Raw genomic sequence first — 15,321 nt, 5'->3', positions numbered from 1 at the left:
ACGACTCATGTACAACAACCCAGCAGGATCCGTAGGCGCAGCAATTGCAGGAGGAGCCGGCTCCGGCACTCTTGCCATGACCGGCGCCGGGGACCTCTTCTGGTTCGCACTGGCCGCCTTCGCCATGCTGGCCCTTGGCCTGGCCATCAAGAGGATCGTCCCGGTCCGCGCGCAGAAAAACTAGCAAGCCCAGCAAACCCGCAGTTGTGTCGGATCACGCCCCCAGCGCGACACAACCGCGGGTTTGTTGTTTTAACCCCGCCGTTCGTTAACTAACGAGCGCCGTATCAGCCGAATACTTGGAAACGGTGGTGTACCCGGCCTTCGTTCCGGTAACCCGAACTCGCATGGTGTCTGCTTGGTCGGCGGCCACAAGAACGTAGGTCTTGGCTGTTGCCCCTGTGATCGCCACACCGGAACGGTACCACTGGTACGTCAGTGTGGTTCCCGAGGTCCACGTTCCCGGGTTGGCCGTCAGCGTGGAGCCAACGGTGAGCGACCCCGTGACCGTGGGAGTGGGTGCGAGCAGCGTACCGGCCACCACGGCAGCCGTGGGCGCCGATTCCTTGGTGGTAGTTGCGTAGCCCGCCTTCGTGCCTGTAACCCGGACGGTCAAGGTGGCACCTTGATCCGCGGCTGCAAGGACACGGGTGGGCGCTGTTGCACCAGCGATGGCCGTGCCGTTCTTGTACCACTGATAGGTCAACGCAGTTCCGGTGGTCCACGCACCTGGATTGGCAGTCAGCGTTGACCCAACTGCCGCCGTTCCGGAGATCGTAGGTGTTGGGGCCGTCAACGGGATCCCTGGAACAAACGAGAAATCACGAATGGTCACGGACTCAGGTGCCACATGGGCAGCATCACCGCCACCACCTCCGGTAACCCACAGGTTGAAGTGGATCTGTTCGTTGGCCGGAAGTGGAACTGTGGAGCCCTGCAGGACCGTCCGCTTCAACAGCGTTCCTCCGTAGCCTTCGCCGGCAAACGTCTCGAAGGTGAGCTTGCCCGGTTCCCAGACCATCCTGTGGGTGAGGATCGGGGCGTTGGTGACATCGAAAGTGACCGTGTTGTTGCCCTGCCCAGGTGGCAGTGTGGCATCAAACCAATAGCCATGGCCTTGGGTGACAGGCCAGTTCTGGCCATAGGCAGCTCCGCCTCCCCAAGCGGACGCCTCGCAGAGGTCGATCTCCGTGTAACCAGGCTCGGCCGCGGGGTCATAGGTGAAGAGGCAACCCCAGACCACCTCCTTCTGGAGTGCGCTCACGTCCTTTTCCACAGTGGTGCTGTACGTTCCGTAGCCGAACCCCTCCCGTGTGGACTGGAACTCTGCACCCTTGGGAGCCGAGCCGGTTGGGTTGGTGATGGACAGTTTGACGTATCCGTTGGCGTCCGGGTTGCTCACGTTGTTGGCGTCCCAACTCGCGTTGTACATCGGGGCCCCACCCCAGAAACGCTTCTGCCAGTTCAAACCTTTCCAGGCGAAGCTGCCCACAGGGCCAGGGTCCTCAGCCAGGGGGGTTGTATCGGCCGCGTGTGATGGGCCTGTTCCAGTGAGCATTGATAAGCCCACCGCCAGCACGACGGCCAAACCTGCTGCTTTTATTCGCCCATGCGGAATGAGCCCTACTGACCATGCCATAGCCGTGTCCTCCATTGATGCGCCCAGACTCGTCGTCGGCAAAAACCGGCGACCGCAAAGACGTTCCACCCCCACGAGGAACGTGCAGTTCCTCGATTATCAAGTAGACGTGGGTCCTTAGGAAGGGAATTGAAGAACCAAAATGGGCGATGTGCCATCAATTGGATAACGGCAGCGTGCCCGGGAGTAATCTTGGCTTTGTCCGTTCATTTCGCGTTCAAATCATCACGTCGGGAGGCCACATCACGATTCGCAGCGCTGGAATCCTGCTTTACCGGCAAGGTTCCTCTCGAGAGTTGGAGCTTTGGATTGCCCACATGGGTGGACCTTTTTGGGCGCATAAGGACGAACACGCGTGGTCAATTCCCAAGGGTGAATTCCTTGAGGACGAGGACCCGCTGATTGCTGCCCGCCGCGAATTCACTGAGGAAATTGGAACCCCACCGCCACCTGGCGACTACGAGCTATTGGGGGTTTTCAAACAGCCCTCCGGCAAACTCATCACCGCCTTCGCCGCAGAAGCAGACTCCTTCCAGCCCGATGAGATCGTCAGCAATACCTTTCCCATGGAATGGCCGAAGGGGTCCGGCTCCATCAAGGAATTTCCGGAGATAGACGACGCCCGTTGGTTTGGTGAAGCCACGGCCCGGACCAAGCTCGTCAAAGGGCAACTGCCCATTGTGGACGCCTTGGTCCGGAACGTTGGCGGGAAAGCCCTTTAGAGACAGCCAGCCAGCACGAACTAGGCGCTCTTTTTGGTAACAAACTGCCAAATCCAGTCAATGGTCTCCGGGCGGTCCAGGTGCAGGCCATGTCCCGCCCCGGGAACCCTTACCAAGACCGAACGGCAGATATGCTCGCGGAGGAGGACGGCGTTGCGTAACGGCGTAAGCGCGTCCTCGGTGCCGTGAATTATCAGAGTCGGGGCTTTGATATCACCCAGCCGGCTCCATGCATCGTGCTCACGACTTGCCTTGAAATGACGTGCCTTGGCCCAGGCTGAAGCGTTGGAGGAGAAGAAGGTGTGAACGGCCTCCGGATTGTTGGACGCCCAGTCCTCATCAAAGAACAGCGGTACCAGGCGGTCCATATCCCCGCTGACCAGTGCCTGCAGGGCAGCCTTGTCGGGGTCCGTACCCTCACCTGGCCACCTTCCTCCGCTGGTGGCGGCCAAGGCCAGCGTCCGGACTTTCTCCGGGTAGTCGATGGCCAACCACTGCGCTACGCGTCCGCCCATGGAGTGACCGTACACGTGTGCTAAATCAACGCCTGCAGCCTTGAGAACCTCGGCTGCATCTGCGGCCATCAGCCTCGTGGTGTAACGGCCAGCGTCACCCTTGCTGCTGCGGCCTATGCCCCGGTGATCGAAGCGGATAACGCGGTAAGAGCGGGACAGTCGCTCCGCCGTCGGGCCCCAACCGTCCACGGCGGTCGCTTGGCCGGCAATTAACAGCATTGGTTCGCCGTCGCCTTCGGACGTCCAGGCGAGTTCAGCGCCATCAGGGGCCACGGCAAAGTTCACCGTGCCACTGTATCTTCAGGGGCGGCGCCGGCGCTGTGGCGTACGGCATAGGGCGCTGCCGTTCCGAGCGCCGAGGCATTAGCGTTGAATGATGACTGCTGAATTCAGGTACGACGTCGAGGTCCTGCATCTCTTGGTATCGCCGGCGCACGCCTATTTTGGCCGCGCCCGCGAAGGCGCCGCGGATGTTCCGACGACGGACGCTGAGCAGGCCGAGCTTGTGGCGGGCAAGGGTATTGTGGGTGACAGGTTCTTCGGCAAGGCCGCCCACATGGACGCCGCAGTGACCGTGTTCGCGGTGGAAGCGCTGGAGTCAATCGCCTCCGAACTGGACGCCGGGCCCTTCGATCCGTTGATGACCCGGCGAAACGTGGTGCTTCGCGGGGCCGAGCTGGCTCCCTTACTGGGGCATGAGTTCACTTTGGAATCCGGCGGAGATTCCGTGCGGCTGAAGGCAGGGAGGCCAGCACACCCTTGCGCGTGGATGGACCAGATGCTGGCACCGGGCGCCCACAAGGCGATGCGCGGCAGGGGTGGGGTTCGCTGCCAGGTGATCTCCGGGGGACTACTCCACAGAGGTCCGGCTGTGTTGGTGAGTCCTGTGCCCTTGGATCCAGCCAGGGCCGGCGAGGCAACGGCGCTGCGGCCCTCGCGGCTTCCTTAATCCCCGTGGCTTCCTGACCACCGAAGGCTCACACCTCTTCAGCCGCCGGCGCCGCAAACTGCGCCTCATAGAGCCGTGAGTACGCCCCGCCCGCAGCAAGCAGCTCAGAGTGGGTCCCCTGTTCCACGATCTGCCCGGATTCCATGACCAGTATGAGATCGGCGTCGCGGATGGTGGAGAGCCTGTGCGCGATGACGAAGCTGGTCCGGTCAGAGCGCAGTGCGTTCATGGCTTTCTGCACCAGAACCTCGGTACGGGTATCAACCGAGCTGGTGGCCTCGTCGAGGATCAGCACAGAGGGACGGGACAAGAAGGCGCGGGCAATGGTGAGGAGCTGCTTCTCGCCGGCAGAGACATTGCCGCCTTCGTCGTCGAGTACTGTGTCGTAGCCCTCGGGAAGGGAACGGACGAACCGGTCCACGTAGGTGGCCTGCGCAGCCTCAAGGATCTCGGGCTCAGATGCGGTGGGCCGACCATAGGCGATGTTGTCGCGGATAGTCCCGCCGAAGAGCCACGTATCCTGCAGGACCATGCCCATCCGCGAGCGCAGTTCCTGCCGTGACATGGAGGCGATGTCCACGCCGTCGAGGGTTATGCGTCCTGCATCAAGTTCGTAGAAGCGCATCATGAGGTTCACCAGCGTTGTCTTACCGGCTCCTGTCGGCCCAACGATGGCAATGCTTTGACCGGGCTCGGCCACCAGGCTGAGGTCCGTGATGAGTGGCTTGTCGGGCAGGTACCGGAAGGACACATTCTCGAACACGAGCCGCCCACGCGATGGACCGGACCGCGGAACAGGAGCAGGTTCGGCCGATTCTTCTTCCTCATCCAGCAGGTCGAACACCCGTTCCGCCGAGGCAACGCCCGACTGCAACATATTGGCCATGGATCCCAGCTGCGCCAACGGCATGGTGAACTGGCGTGAGTATTGAATGAAGGCCTGCACGTCACCCAACTGCATTGCACCAGAGGCCACTTGCAGGCCGCCCACCACGGCGATGCCCACGTACACCAGGTTTCCGATGAACGTCATGGCCGGCATGATCAGGCCACTCACGAATTGTGCCCCGAAGCTTGCTTGGTACAGCTCGCTGTTCTTGGCGCGGAACTTCGCTTGGACTTCGTTTTGCCGGCCGAAGACCTTCACGAGTGCGTGACCGGTGTACGTTTCCTCAATTTGCCCGTTGAGCTCACCGGTGTTTTTCCATTGCGCGACGAAGAGTTTCTGTGAACGCTTGGCAATGACCACCGTGGTCCCCAGGGTGAGCGGGATGGTCACCAACGCGATGACGGCCAGCAGCGGCGAGAGCAGGAACATCATCACCAGCACGCCCAGCACGGTCAGCAGCGAGGACACCACCTGACTGATGGATTGCTGCAGGCTTTGGGAGATGTTGTCGACGTCGTTGGTCACGCGGCTGAGCAGCTCACCACGTTGGATGGAGTCGAAATAGCGCAGCGGAAGCCGATGGATCTTCGCTTCGATCCGCTCGCGGAGCCGGTACACAGTCCGCTGTACGACGCCGTTGAGCACGTACGCCTGCATCCAGCCGAACGCTGAGGCCATGACATACAGCGCCAGCACCCAGAGCAGCACGGATGACAGCGCAGCAAAATCAATGCCAATGCCGGGTGTCAGGTTCATGGCGTTCAACATGTCGGCTTTGTTGTTCTCGCCGGAGGCCCGAAGGCCTGCGATCACTTGGGCTTTGGAAACCCCTGCGGGCAGTTGTTTGGACACGACGCCGGCGAAGATGAGGTTGGTTCCTTCGCCCAGCAGCCGGGGCCCGATGACGGACAAGGTAACGCTGACCACCGCGAAAACCAGGACCAGCATCAGCCAGAACCGTTCAGGCCGCAAAGTGCCCAGGAGCCGCCGGGCCGAGGCACCGAAATTGGAGGCTTTCTCCGCCGGGATGCTCATGCCAGCGAACGGACCGCCGCGTCCAGGCCCCATGGGTGGCCGCTGCGGCCCACGTTGACCTGCTGTCATGGCGCTCATGCCGCCTCCTCCGCTGCCAGCTGGGAGGACACGATTTCCCTGTACGTTTCGGAAGCCTCCAACAGCTCATCGTGTGTTCCCTGCCCAACGATCCTGCCGTCGTCGAGCACTAATATCTGGTCCGCGTCCGCGATGCTGGAGACGCGCTGGGCGATAATCACCAGCGTGGCGCCGTTGGTGTGGTGTTTGAGGGCCTGCCGGAGGCGGGCGTCCGTGGCGGTATCCAGCGAGGAGAACGAGTCGTCGAAAATGTAGAGCTCCGGCTGTTTCACGAGTGCCCGGGCAATGGCCAGGCGTTGCCGTTGCCCGCCGGAAACGTTGGTGCCGCCCTGCGAGATGGGCGCATCCAGTCCACCTTCCATCTCTTCAACAAAGTCCCGCGCCTGGGCCACTGAGAGGGCCTGCCACAGTTCGTCGTCGTTGGCGTCGGGTTTGCCGTATTGGAGGTTGCTGCGGACGGTGCCCGAGAAGAGATACGGCCGCTGCGGCACCAGGCCGATGTGCCCCCACAACAGGTCCGGATGCAGGTCGCGGATGTCCACGCCGTCCATCCGGACCGCTCCCGCAGTGGCGTCGAAGAGCCGTGGCATGAGGTTTACCAAGGTGGTCTTCCCGGCGCCAGTGCTGCCAATGATTGCCGTGGTCTGGCCGGCCAGGGCGGTGAAGGTAACGCCGCTGAGCACGGGCTGCTCGGCACCCGGGTAGGCGAATCCGACGTCGCGCATTTCCAGTTCGCCACGGCGGATACCGCCTGTAACAGGATTCGACGGCGGCTGGACACTTGAGGCGGTCTCCAGTACCTCCCCGATCCTGTCGGCAGAAACGGACGCGCGGGGGATCATCACGGCCATGAACGTGGCCATCATGACGGACATGAGGATCTGCATGAGGTAGCTCAGGAAGGCGATTAGCGTGCCTACCTGCATGGAGCCGTCCTCGATCCGGAACGAGCCGAACCAGATCACCGCCACACTGGAAATGTTCATCACCAACATGACCACCGGGAACATGAGCGCCATCAAACGGCCGGCGCGCAGCGCGACGTCCGTGACGTCGTCGTTCGCCTTGCCAAACCGGGAGGTCTCCATGTCCTCACGCACGAACGCACGGACCACGCGGATGCCGGTGAGTTGCTCGCGCAGGACACGGTTGATGGCGTCGATCCGGACCTGCATTTTGCGGAACAGCGGCACCATCCGGGTCACGATCAACCCGACGGCCACCAGCAATACAGGCACGCACACCGCAATCAGCCATGACAGTTGGGCGTCCTGTCGGACTGCCATGATCACGCCGCCAATGCTCAGCATGGGAGCCGCGACCATGAGCGTGCAGGACATGAGGACCAGTTGCTGAACCTGCTGGACATCGTTGGTGGACCGCGTGATCAAGGACGGCGCCCCGAACTTGGTGACTTCCTGCTCCGAGAACTCCCCCACCCTTGCAAAGACGGCGTCCCGCAGGTCGCGGCCCATTCCCATGGCTGCCTTCGCGCCGAAGTAAACGGCCACCACCGCACACGCGATCTGCAACAACGTGATCAGCAACATGAGACCACCCATGCGCAGGATGTAATCGGTATCGCCGGTCGCAACGCCGTTATCGATGATGTCGGCGTTCAGAGTGGGCAGGTAAAGGGACGCGATGGACTGCGCCAATTGAAATACGACGACGGCAATCAGCAACCGCTGGTGCGGCTTCAGGAACCGAACAAGAACCTTCCAAAGCATGGGAACTCCGAACCAACGTAGTGAACCGAAGGCCAGTTTACGTCTGGTTGCTGTGGGCAACTAGAGGGATTCTCAGACCACTGCTTTCCTGTTCAAACCTTGCAGGGCGGCCTGCGTTCCGGTTCCGCTTTTGGGTAGGTAAGTGAAAAGACGGAGGGCCCGGAACTGCGGGACACCCAGCACCATGGGAGCGAAACTTAGGCGGCCTACCTCGGGGTGATCATAAACAACATCCACGTGGTACGAATCGCCAACCACTTGCCGCTGCCATAACTCCCGGAAGGCTTCCGAGACCTGGCAGAGGCCGCGTGCCATGGCATCGAAACGGTGATCGTCCGGGAAGTTGGCTGACTGCGCACGGAACTGCGCCACCATGGAGCGGGCCATCATCTCCTTGTGCACGTGGGGCCTGGCGAGCTCCGGATCCGTGAAGAAGCGTTGCAGGCAGCTTTCACCTACGCGGGTATCGAAGGTTTCTGCGGCGGCGGAATTCATGACCACCACCGTCCAGAAAGGGTCAGCGACGTAGCTGGGATTCGCGATGGCATCCACCAGTTGCTGCAGCAGCGCAAGCTGGGCGTCATCGACGTCGAAGCTGTGACCGGTGGCCTGTCCCGAAGCCGGACCGCCGGTTGCGCTGACCGTGTTGCCGGTAGGGCCCGAACGGCGCCCGGACGCAAGCCGCCGGACATAGGTCCGGTCCTCAGGGCTGAGCCGCAGTGCGTTCGAAATGGCATCGAGGATTTCCTCCGAGGCGCCGATGGCCCGTCCCTGTTCCAGCCACGTGTACCAGGAGACCCCAACATTGGCCAGGACTGCCACCTCTTCGCGCCTGAGTCCGGGAGTCCGGCGTCGTGGGCTGACTGGTAATCCGACATCCTGCGGACGGGTCTGCTCGCGACGCGTGCGGAAGAACTCGCCAAGGCGGGCGTGGTTGGAACGGGCTTGATGGGAAAGAGGCTGGTCGGTAGGCAATGGGTCTCCAGTAAAAAGACGAGCGTCCGGCCACCCGCTGGGCAGCTACGGCACAGCGGATGGCCGGACGAACCGGTGAGCAGGATCCAAATGGATATTTCCTGGTTACTGCAGGACCCGCTCCCGTTCGGAGCGCACGTCCAGCTGCGCGTATTCCTCAGCTGCCAGGCGCGTGGCGTCCTGGGGACTCATGCGCGGCTCCAGGTTGAACAGGGAAGCAATCCGGACCAGACGCTCCTCCACGGAACCGGACACAACATGGAAGGGGATGCCCAACTCGTCCATGGTGTGCTGCAGGATCTCATCCGACATATTCCGGAATTGATCGTTGACCGGGCGGTGTCCATCAGCAGAGAGCGGAAGCTCGTTCTTCAGGTGCACGAACACATCGAAGGAGTTCTTGACGTGCCTCTTGAAGCTGTTGCCCAGGCTGGTCATCACCTCTTCGAAGAATGCGAGTTCCGGAGTCTTCTCCACGCTCTCCCCCGCCGCCAGGTGTGCCGAGGCACTGGGGTTCAGCCCAAGGGAAACCCGCACGGACCCGTAGATCCATTCCTGCAGCGATGAACCGTCGGAGATGAAACCGGCCGAGAGCTTGTCCTCATACACGGCACGCTCCACGTGACGGGTCACGATCATCTGGATGAGCTCCGCGGCAGTGCATTGCTCGAGGGTCTTGCCAGGGGCGGCCTCGGGCAGGATTTCCCGCATGGTCCTGGCCTTGGTGCGGGGCAACCCGGTGTAGTGGGACAAGGCCATGGAGGTAAATGTCTTGCCTGAGGAATAGGTACCCGAAATGCCGATGCGCACAGGGAGCTCCTAGTCGTTGACGAGCTGGAGGGTACCTGCGGCGCTGAGCTTGCCGGCGAACTCAATTGCGGCGTCGCTCAGGTCCGCTTCTGCAACCTTGCGGGTGCCATCGACGTCGCCGTTCAGGACGGTGGGGGCGAAGCGGACGTGGGTTGCGTCCTCGATGCCCACAAAGTTCAGCCAGTCAGCGAAGAAGGTGCTGCTGAAGTCGGAGCCGAAAGCGGCCGGAACACCCGGCGCGTAGACCCCGCTGGTGTGGATCGCAAGGGCCTGCTTGCCTTCCATGAGACCGCGGTAGCCCTGCTCCGGGTCAAAGCCGAAGCTCCAGCCGGGCTGGGTGATGATGTCGATCCACTGCTTCAGCACGTAGGGGACGCCCGAGTTCCACATGGGGACGTTGAAGACGTATGCGTCGGCTGCAGCGAACTGATCGAAGACAGCGCGGGCGGATTCCCAAGCGGCAACCTGCTCCGGCGTCTGGTCCTGTCCGGTGAAGACGGCCATCTTGGCGGCAGCCGCGATCCGACCGAAAACAGGCAACGCACCGTCGTCGAACAAGTTCAGGGTCTCCAGCTCAAAGCTCTCCGGACCGGCAGCCTGGACGGAGTCGATGAAGTGCCGGGCCAACCGCAGGGAGTCGCTGTTGGCGTAGCGCGGAGAGGCGTTGATGTGGAGGATGGTAGGCATTGGCTTCCTTTCGAGGCTTTGCTGCGGGGACGTTTTGTGCCCCGTATTCGATCCTCACGGACATCGCATCGGCGCGTAAGAACGCACTTTTTTGTGCCTAGGGCACCTCAAAGTGCCCTCCCCTGGAAGGCTTCCATGTGCCGGAGCGGTCCCTAGGATTCTTCCTGTGGAAGAATCCGGAAACAGCTTGCAGGCCGCCTACACCGACATCGACGGCACCGTCACCGCCTACAACACCATCTTCGAGTTCCTCCGCTTCGACGCCGGCAACTCCCGCAAAGCCGAGGCGGAGGACTTCCTTGAGGGCCTGCAGGCGGCAGCCAGGAACCGCGTACCAAGATCCGTGACGAACGCCCGGTACTTCAGCTGGTGGCGGGGCCGCAGCGTGAGCGAAGTCCAGGAACTCGGCGAGCGCTGGGCAGATTTCCAGGCCGCGTCGCCGAACGGCTGGTCCTTCCTGGAACCCGTCGCCTCCCTCCTGGACAAACACACCGCGGAGGGACGGCGCATTGTGGCCGTCACGGCGTCGTTCGAGCTTGCTTTGGTACGTGTTCGACGGCGGTGGCCCCAGCTCGAGCTGCTGTGCACGTTCCCTATTGCCGCGAATGGCATCTACACCGGCGACATCGAGGAAGCCCTGGTAGCCGACGCCAAAGCGCGGGCCGTGGCAGCGCACGCCGCCGAGTTCTCGGTGGACCTCTCAGGCAGCTTCGCCTACGGGGACCACAGTTCGGATCTTCCTTTCATGGCATTGGCCGGAGAATCCCTGCTGATCACCCCAGAGGCAGTTAAGGTTTGAGTCGCAGTTTCCCCACCTGTAACAACCCCCAAGTAAGCTGTGGCAAGCAGTCCATTTGATGAGGAAAGTATTGGGGAAATGACTCTCACGGCTGAACAGAAACGCATGAAGGCCCAGAAGCACTACAACGCCTCCCTGGATCTTTGCCCGGCACGCCAACTGCTTGAGGCCATCAGCAGCAAGTGGGTCACCTTGGTGATGCTCGCACTGGAGGACGGGCAGCAGCGGCACAGCGACCTCCGCAAGCGGATACCCGGCGCAAGCCAGAAAATGTTGACCTCCACGCTGCGCTCGCTTGAACGGGACGGGCTGGTCCTAAGGCATGTGACCGTCTCCGTCCCCGTGCGAACTGACTACGAGCTCACTCCGCGCGGACATTCGCTTCTGCGGATCATCTTCGAGATGAAGGAGTGGGCTGAGGAACACATGGACGACGTCGCCGCGTCCCGCATGGAACACGACCGCCACCGGCTCGCTTTCAACTAGCGCCAGGACGCCGGCATGCACCTGTTTTGCCTGCACCACGCCGGCGGAACCACAGCCAGTTTTGCGGGCTGGCGTTTTGACGGCATGCACGTCACCAAGCTCGCATATCGCGGCAGGGATTTCCGTTCGATTGGCGGTGCCGCGGCCGCTATGGCCGAACGAATCGCAAGCTCGCAGTCCGGGCAATTGGCGCTCTATGGCCACAGCATGGGGGCGGTGCTCGCCTTCGAGGCCGCCCTTTGGCTTCAGGAAACCGGGCGGGTGGTGCACGTGTTCCTCGCAGCCGCCCGGCCGCCGTCGGGAATGTACGACGCCGGTGCTGCCGCGGCAGCCGCGTCCGGCTCCCGGTCCGGGACAGCACAGTCCGGGGCTTCGCCATCCGTGGCGGCCCTGGCCGAGCTCGTGCTCAGCACGACCGCCCTGTCCGAGCGGGCCCGGGAAGTACTGCTTGAGGATCTGGCATTGTTGGAGAGCTATCCCGGCAGACTGCCTGCCCGCCAATTGGAGGTGCCGGCCACGGTCCTCTACAGCTCTGATGACCCTGTGGTTACGGCTTCAGAGTCACTGCGCTGGGCGGACTGGTGCGCGCAGAAGCCACGATTGATCGAGGTCGTGGGCGGTGGCCATCTGTTCCATGTAGGCAACCCGAAGGTCAGGGCGATCGTGGCAGCCACCCTGTCCGCCGAGGCCGCTTATGACACGCATGCCCCCTTATGACACGCAAACTGGCTGTGACACGCAAACTATTCGGCGCCATGGAAAAAGCCTGGCGACGCCCGGATATGGGCGTCGCCAGGCTTTTTCCGCGGCGCTGAGACTAGAAGGACCTAAGCTCCCGCGCTCACGAGTTGGCGGTCAAGAGCGGTCTTGCCGGCGGCGAAGATAGCGGCCATCTCCGCAACCCGCCGCCCCAGGTGCTCCGCAGTAGCGATGTCTGCAGGGTGAACGCCTTCCACACCGACGTCCGAGAATGTCTGGGCGGCGGCACCGTTGAAGTAGCCAAAGCGGTTGAGATCGTTTTCTGTGCCCTTGGTGCTCTTCCATCCCGGGAGCAAGCCCAGGTTGATCCAGTTCATACCGTGTTGGGCTGCGAAAGTGGAGAAGTAGTCCAGGGTGGAATTCTTGTCACCTGCCTTGCAGGCGGCATTGGTAAAGCCCGCACCCAGCTTGTTGTGCCATTTCTGCACGGCCCAACGCCCTGCAGTCTTCTCGGCGAACGCATGGAAGGCCGATGGTGCGGTGCCCATGTAGGTGGGGGCGCCGAAAATGATGGCGTCTGCCTGGTCGATGAAATCCCAGGATTCCTGGGTCAGCTCATCCACGCGCAGGAGGGCCGTTGTGGCTCCGGTGGCGGCGGCAGCGGAAACCACTGCGTCTGCCAGCACCTTGGTGTGGCCCGAGCCTGAATAATAAACAACTGCAATCGCCGGAGTGGGCATGGGTGTCCTTACTGTTTGCGTCTTCTTGTGGTGGTGTGGCTAGATGGCGGGCTGCATGGCCAGCTTTGCCGTGAGCATGCTGGCTGCGGCGCGGGCGCTGCCTGCCTCGGTGAGCTCGAATTCATCCACGCGAACACCGAATTTGTTGCTAAGGATCACGGCGGCTTCAACAAGTGACAGTGAATCGATGTCAAGGTCGGCGAACGAGTCGTCAGGCCCCATGTGGCCGAGCTCGTCCATGGTGGACCCGATCGCCCCTACGACGTCCATAGCTGTAATTTCCATTTGCTTCCCCCTTTTACAGGTGGCCCGGGTTAGCCGGCGCCACAGTGGTCCTGCATGGCACCCCGGCCTGCAGGAATCGGTGTCCGGCCCTAGTGCGGGTCGACAACCGAGATCGATGGCCAGGTCATGGCAATGGCCCCCCAGGTGGTTCCTCCGCCAAAGGCCGTCAGGACCACCTTGTCCCCGGGGCTCCTGTGGCCTTTGGTTCCGGCGTCGGTCATGGCCAACGGGATGGATGCGGCTGACGTATTGCCCACCCTGTCCAGGTGGACCTCGGCCCTGGATTCCGGAATGCCGGTCACCGAAGCAACGGCGTTCAGAATCCGAAGGTTCGCCTGGTGTGCAATCAAGGAATCCACGTCGTCGGCAACCCAATCAGCGCTTGCGAGCACTGTTTCCACAGAACCGGACATCGCCGCGACTGCCTGCGTGAACACCTCCTTGCCCTGCATCTCAAAAAATGAACCCAGGCCTTCCGGCACATGGATGAGCGTTTCGCCCTCGCCGTCGGAGTGCAGCGTCGACGCCTTGATGGCTCCGGGTTCGTCTGCCGTTCCGGCCGACAGGTAAGCCGCGCCCGCTCCGTCCCCGAAGATCACCGAGGTGGTCCGGTCCGTCGGATCGAGCAGGCGGGTGAACGTGTCAGCGCCGATTACCAGTGCCGAGTCCACGGATCCCGAGCGGATGGCCCACGTGGCCGTAGTCAAGGCATAGACAAATCCGGAGCAAACCGCGGATACATCGAATGCAGCGATGCCCTTCAACCCCAGGTTTGCTGCCACCTTGGGTGCCGTGGCCGGGCAGACCTTGTCCGGCGTCGAGGTCGCCACAATCAAGAGCCCAGCCGAATCGACGCCGGCACTGGCCAAGGCTCGCCGCCCGGCCGTGGTGGCCAAGACGCTGGTGCTTTCCGTTTTGTCCGAGTGGCGGCGTTCGGCGATGCCTGTCCTGCGCCTGATCCATTCGTCGGAGGTGTCCATGACGGCAGACAGGTGCTCGTTGGTGACCACCTTCCTGGGCAGCGCGCCACCCAGTCCCCGGACAACGGCGGACGCCGCACTCATTTTTCATCCCCCACGGAAGCGCGCACGGCCGCAATTCGGGACGGCAGTTGGTGGGCAACGCTGCAAACTACTTCGCCGCCGTCGAACGTTCCTACGACGTCGGCGCAGCGCCACCATCCGCCGTCCTTTTCGATCAACCGGCTCTTATGCAGGCGCACCGCAAGGCCGGTCCCCTGCCCGCCCCCATTCTTCGGGCAGGTGCCGCTGAGCGTGATGCGGGTTTTGCGCATCCACAAGGTGTTGCTGTCCGCACGGTTCAGGGAATCGAGCCGGTACAGGAGAACCTGTCCCAGCTGCAGCGAGGCAACAAAGTACTCGACGGCGGACAGCGCCTGTGGGTAGGCGGCCTCCAGCCCGCGGCGGTCATCCAGGCGTCGGCTCAGTGAGGGCTGCTGGCGGAAGGAGAGCCTGGCGCGGGCCGTTCCTTCACCGGCATCTCCTTCATTCGGATCCAGGACGACATCCAGCAGCGAAACCTGCCGTTCTGCCCACAGCCCACCGTAGAGACGCGTGCCGGCGTCACCCACCAAAGCTTCCTCGGACGGCGATTGGACTGACGCGAGCCCGAGTTCGGCGTGCTCGTGGGCCACCTGCAATACCGCGGTCATGGACGCAACAGAGCAGCGAAGGACCGAAGCGTTTCCCAGGTCCTGCAGCGTCGCCCGGCATTCGAGATCGCCCAGCGTACCTTCCACAGGTTCACTGCCACCCGAGATGGTCACCGACGCCAGGTAGGCGGCAGGTAACAGTTCAGGTGAATAGCGGCTGGCCAGCAAGGCCTCTGCCATCCTGGCAGCCAAAACAAGGACATCCGTGGTGCCAAGGTGCGGTGTTTGCTCGGAGTTCCCCTTGATGGACCACGTACCTTCAACGCCGAGAGCGGCACGGGCCGTGAGCGTGGATTCGGAGACCGTATGGTTCACGCGGAGTTCCCGGAGCCTTGGATTGGTGGTCTTGTAGCCGTGGCTGAAGAACCGACGGCGGCCATCGCCCAGGAGTTCGTCGATGGAGGCGTAACTCCGGGTGCTGGAGCGTAGGGCAAGTGGCATGGGTATTCCTAGGATCGTCATCGGCGGTGATCCTAGAATCCATCGCGCAGCCCTCGGCAACCAGTGTCCGTGGATGGTGGTGGTGGGAACACCACCCTCACCGCTGTGGGCGTGTCTCTGTATGTCTGGACAGTAGGCTGGACCTGTTCCACCCAGAACCGCTAAGAAGG

General features: G+C 62.4%; 17 protein-coding genes. 6 read left to right on the top strand and 11 right to left on the bottom strand.

The features are described 5' to 3' along the window. The first annotated feature begins 7 nt into the window (after nucleotides 1-7). Nucleotides 8-184, top strand: coding sequence for a hypothetical protein (locus tag AB4Z15_RS03920; RefSeq protein WP_442003195.1), 177 nt, complete (start codon nucleotides 8-10; stop codon nucleotides 182-184). 84 nt (nucleotides 185-268) lie between these two features. On the opposite strand, the gene AB4Z15_RS03915 is transcribed toward AB4Z15_RS03920, so the two are convergent. Beyond that, nucleotides 269-1,639 (bottom strand): hypothetical protein, encoded by a 1,371-nt coding sequence (locus AB4Z15_RS03915; protein WP_442016154.1) that lies wholly within the window; start codon nucleotides 1,637-1,639, stop codon nucleotides 269-271. 242 nt (nucleotides 1,640-1,881) lie between these two features. Between AB4Z15_RS03915 and AB4Z15_RS03910 the strand changes: the two genes are divergently transcribed. Next, entirely contained in the window at nucleotides 1,882-2,361 is a 480-nt protein-coding gene (locus AB4Z15_RS03910; RefSeq protein ID WP_442016194.1) for an NUDIX domain-containing protein, read from the top strand. A 20-nt stretch (nucleotides 2,362-2,381) separates the two neighbouring features. On the opposite strand, the gene AB4Z15_RS03905 is transcribed toward AB4Z15_RS03910, so the two are convergent. Beyond that, nucleotides 2,382-3,161 carry an alpha/beta fold hydrolase gene (locus AB4Z15_RS03905; protein ID WP_442016153.1) on the bottom strand — a complete coding sequence of 260 codons (780 nt, stop codon included), beginning with the start codon at nucleotides 3,159-3,161 and terminating at the stop codon, nucleotides 2,382-2,384. Nucleotides 3,162-3,252: 91 nt separating this feature from the next. Here AB4Z15_RS03905 and AB4Z15_RS03900 point away from each other — a divergent pair, with 91 nt between their 5' ends. After that, nucleotides 3,253-3,825, top strand: coding sequence for an MOSC domain-containing protein (locus AB4Z15_RS03900; protein ID WP_442016193.1), 573 nt, complete (start codon nucleotides 3,253-3,255; stop codon nucleotides 3,823-3,825). A gap of 28 nt (nucleotides 3,826-3,853) precedes the next feature. Here AB4Z15_RS03900 and AB4Z15_RS03895 read toward each other — a convergent pair whose 3' ends face one another. The 5 genes from AB4Z15_RS03895 to AB4Z15_RS03875 all read right to left on the bottom strand — a co-directional run bounded on the left by AB4Z15_RS03895 (nucleotide 3,854) and on the right by AB4Z15_RS03875 (nucleotide 10,029). Continuing rightward, the gene (locus AB4Z15_RS03895; RefSeq protein WP_442016152.1) at nucleotides 3,854-5,827 is read right to left on the bottom strand and encodes an ABC transporter ATP-binding protein; all 1,974 of its coding nucleotides are present in this window, start codon (nucleotides 5,825-5,827) and stop codon (nucleotides 3,854-3,856) included. After that, a complete protein-coding gene (locus AB4Z15_RS03890; RefSeq protein ID WP_442016151.1) occupies nucleotides 5,824-7,557 on the bottom strand; it encodes an ABC transporter ATP-binding protein in 1,734 nt (577 codons plus the stop codon). The genes AB4Z15_RS03895 and AB4Z15_RS03890 overlap by 4 nt, the downstream gene beginning before the upstream one ends. A gap of 72 nt (nucleotides 7,558-7,629) precedes the next feature. Continuing rightward, nucleotides 7,630-8,532, bottom strand: coding sequence for a helix-turn-helix transcriptional regulator (locus AB4Z15_RS03885; protein WP_442016150.1), 903 nt, complete (start codon nucleotides 8,530-8,532; stop codon nucleotides 7,630-7,632). Nucleotides 8,533-8,637: 105 nt separating this feature from the next. After that, on the bottom strand, nucleotides 8,638-9,342 hold the full coding sequence (locus AB4Z15_RS03880) for an AAA family ATPase (protein ID WP_442016149.1): 705 nt from the start codon (nucleotides 9,340-9,342) through the stop codon (nucleotides 8,638-8,640). 9 nt (nucleotides 9,343-9,351) lie between these two features. Continuing rightward, entirely contained in the window at nucleotides 9,352-10,029 is a 678-nt protein-coding gene (locus tag AB4Z15_RS03875) for an FMN-dependent NADH-azoreductase (protein WP_442016148.1), read from the bottom strand. Between the two features lie 166 nt (nucleotides 10,030-10,195). Here AB4Z15_RS03875 and AB4Z15_RS03870 point away from each other — a divergent pair, with 166 nt between their 5' ends. The 3 genes from AB4Z15_RS03870 (at nucleotide 10,196) to AB4Z15_RS03860 (ending at nucleotide 12,031) form a co-directional block, all read left to right on the top strand. Continuing rightward, nucleotides 10,196-10,828 carry an HAD-IB family hydrolase gene (locus AB4Z15_RS03870; protein ID WP_442016147.1) on the top strand — a complete coding sequence of 211 codons (633 nt, stop codon included), beginning with the start codon at nucleotides 10,196-10,198 and terminating at the stop codon, nucleotides 10,826-10,828. Between the two features lie 78 nt (nucleotides 10,829-10,906). Further along, nucleotides 10,907-11,314: a winged helix-turn-helix transcriptional regulator gene (locus tag AB4Z15_RS03865; protein ID WP_442016146.1), complete on the top strand. Its 408-nt coding sequence runs from the start codon at nucleotides 10,907-10,909 to the stop codon at nucleotides 11,312-11,314. 15 nt (nucleotides 11,315-11,329) lie between these two features. Then, on the top strand, nucleotides 11,330-12,031 hold the full coding sequence (locus AB4Z15_RS03860) for a thioesterase II family protein (protein WP_442016145.1): 702 nt from the start codon (nucleotides 11,330-11,332) through the stop codon (nucleotides 12,029-12,031). A gap of 110 nt (nucleotides 12,032-12,141) precedes the next feature. On the opposite strand, the gene AB4Z15_RS03855 is transcribed toward AB4Z15_RS03860, so the two are convergent. The 4 genes from AB4Z15_RS03855 to AB4Z15_RS03840 form a co-directional block, all read right to left on the bottom strand. After that, nucleotides 12,142-12,753, bottom strand: coding sequence for an NAD(P)H-dependent oxidoreductase (locus tag AB4Z15_RS03855; RefSeq protein ID WP_442016144.1), 612 nt, complete (start codon nucleotides 12,751-12,753; stop codon nucleotides 12,142-12,144). A gap of 39 nt (nucleotides 12,754-12,792) precedes the next feature. Further along, a complete protein-coding gene (locus AB4Z15_RS03850; protein WP_442016143.1) occupies nucleotides 12,793-13,038 on the bottom strand; it encodes an acyl carrier protein in 246 nt (81 codons plus the stop codon). 89 nt (nucleotides 13,039-13,127) lie between these two features. Next, entirely contained in the window at nucleotides 13,128-14,102 is a 975-nt protein-coding gene (locus AB4Z15_RS03845) for a beta-ketoacyl-ACP synthase III (RefSeq protein ID WP_442016142.1), read from the bottom strand. After that, nucleotides 14,099-15,151: an AvrD family protein gene (locus tag AB4Z15_RS03840; protein WP_442016141.1), complete on the bottom strand. Its 1,053-nt coding sequence runs from the start codon at nucleotides 15,149-15,151 to the stop codon at nucleotides 14,099-14,101. The genes AB4Z15_RS03845 and AB4Z15_RS03840 overlap by 4 nt, the downstream gene beginning before the upstream one ends. Nucleotides 15,152-15,321: the final 170 nt, after the last annotated feature.

Source organism: Paenarthrobacter sp. 2TAF44 (assembly GCF_052114885.1).
In the GTDB taxonomy this organism is placed as follows: Bacteria; Actinomycetota; Actinomycetes; order Actinomycetales; family Micrococcaceae; genus Arthrobacter.
The sequence above is the reverse complement of the archived record's forward strand: the minus strand, read 5'-3'. Positions and strand labels throughout refer to the sequence as shown.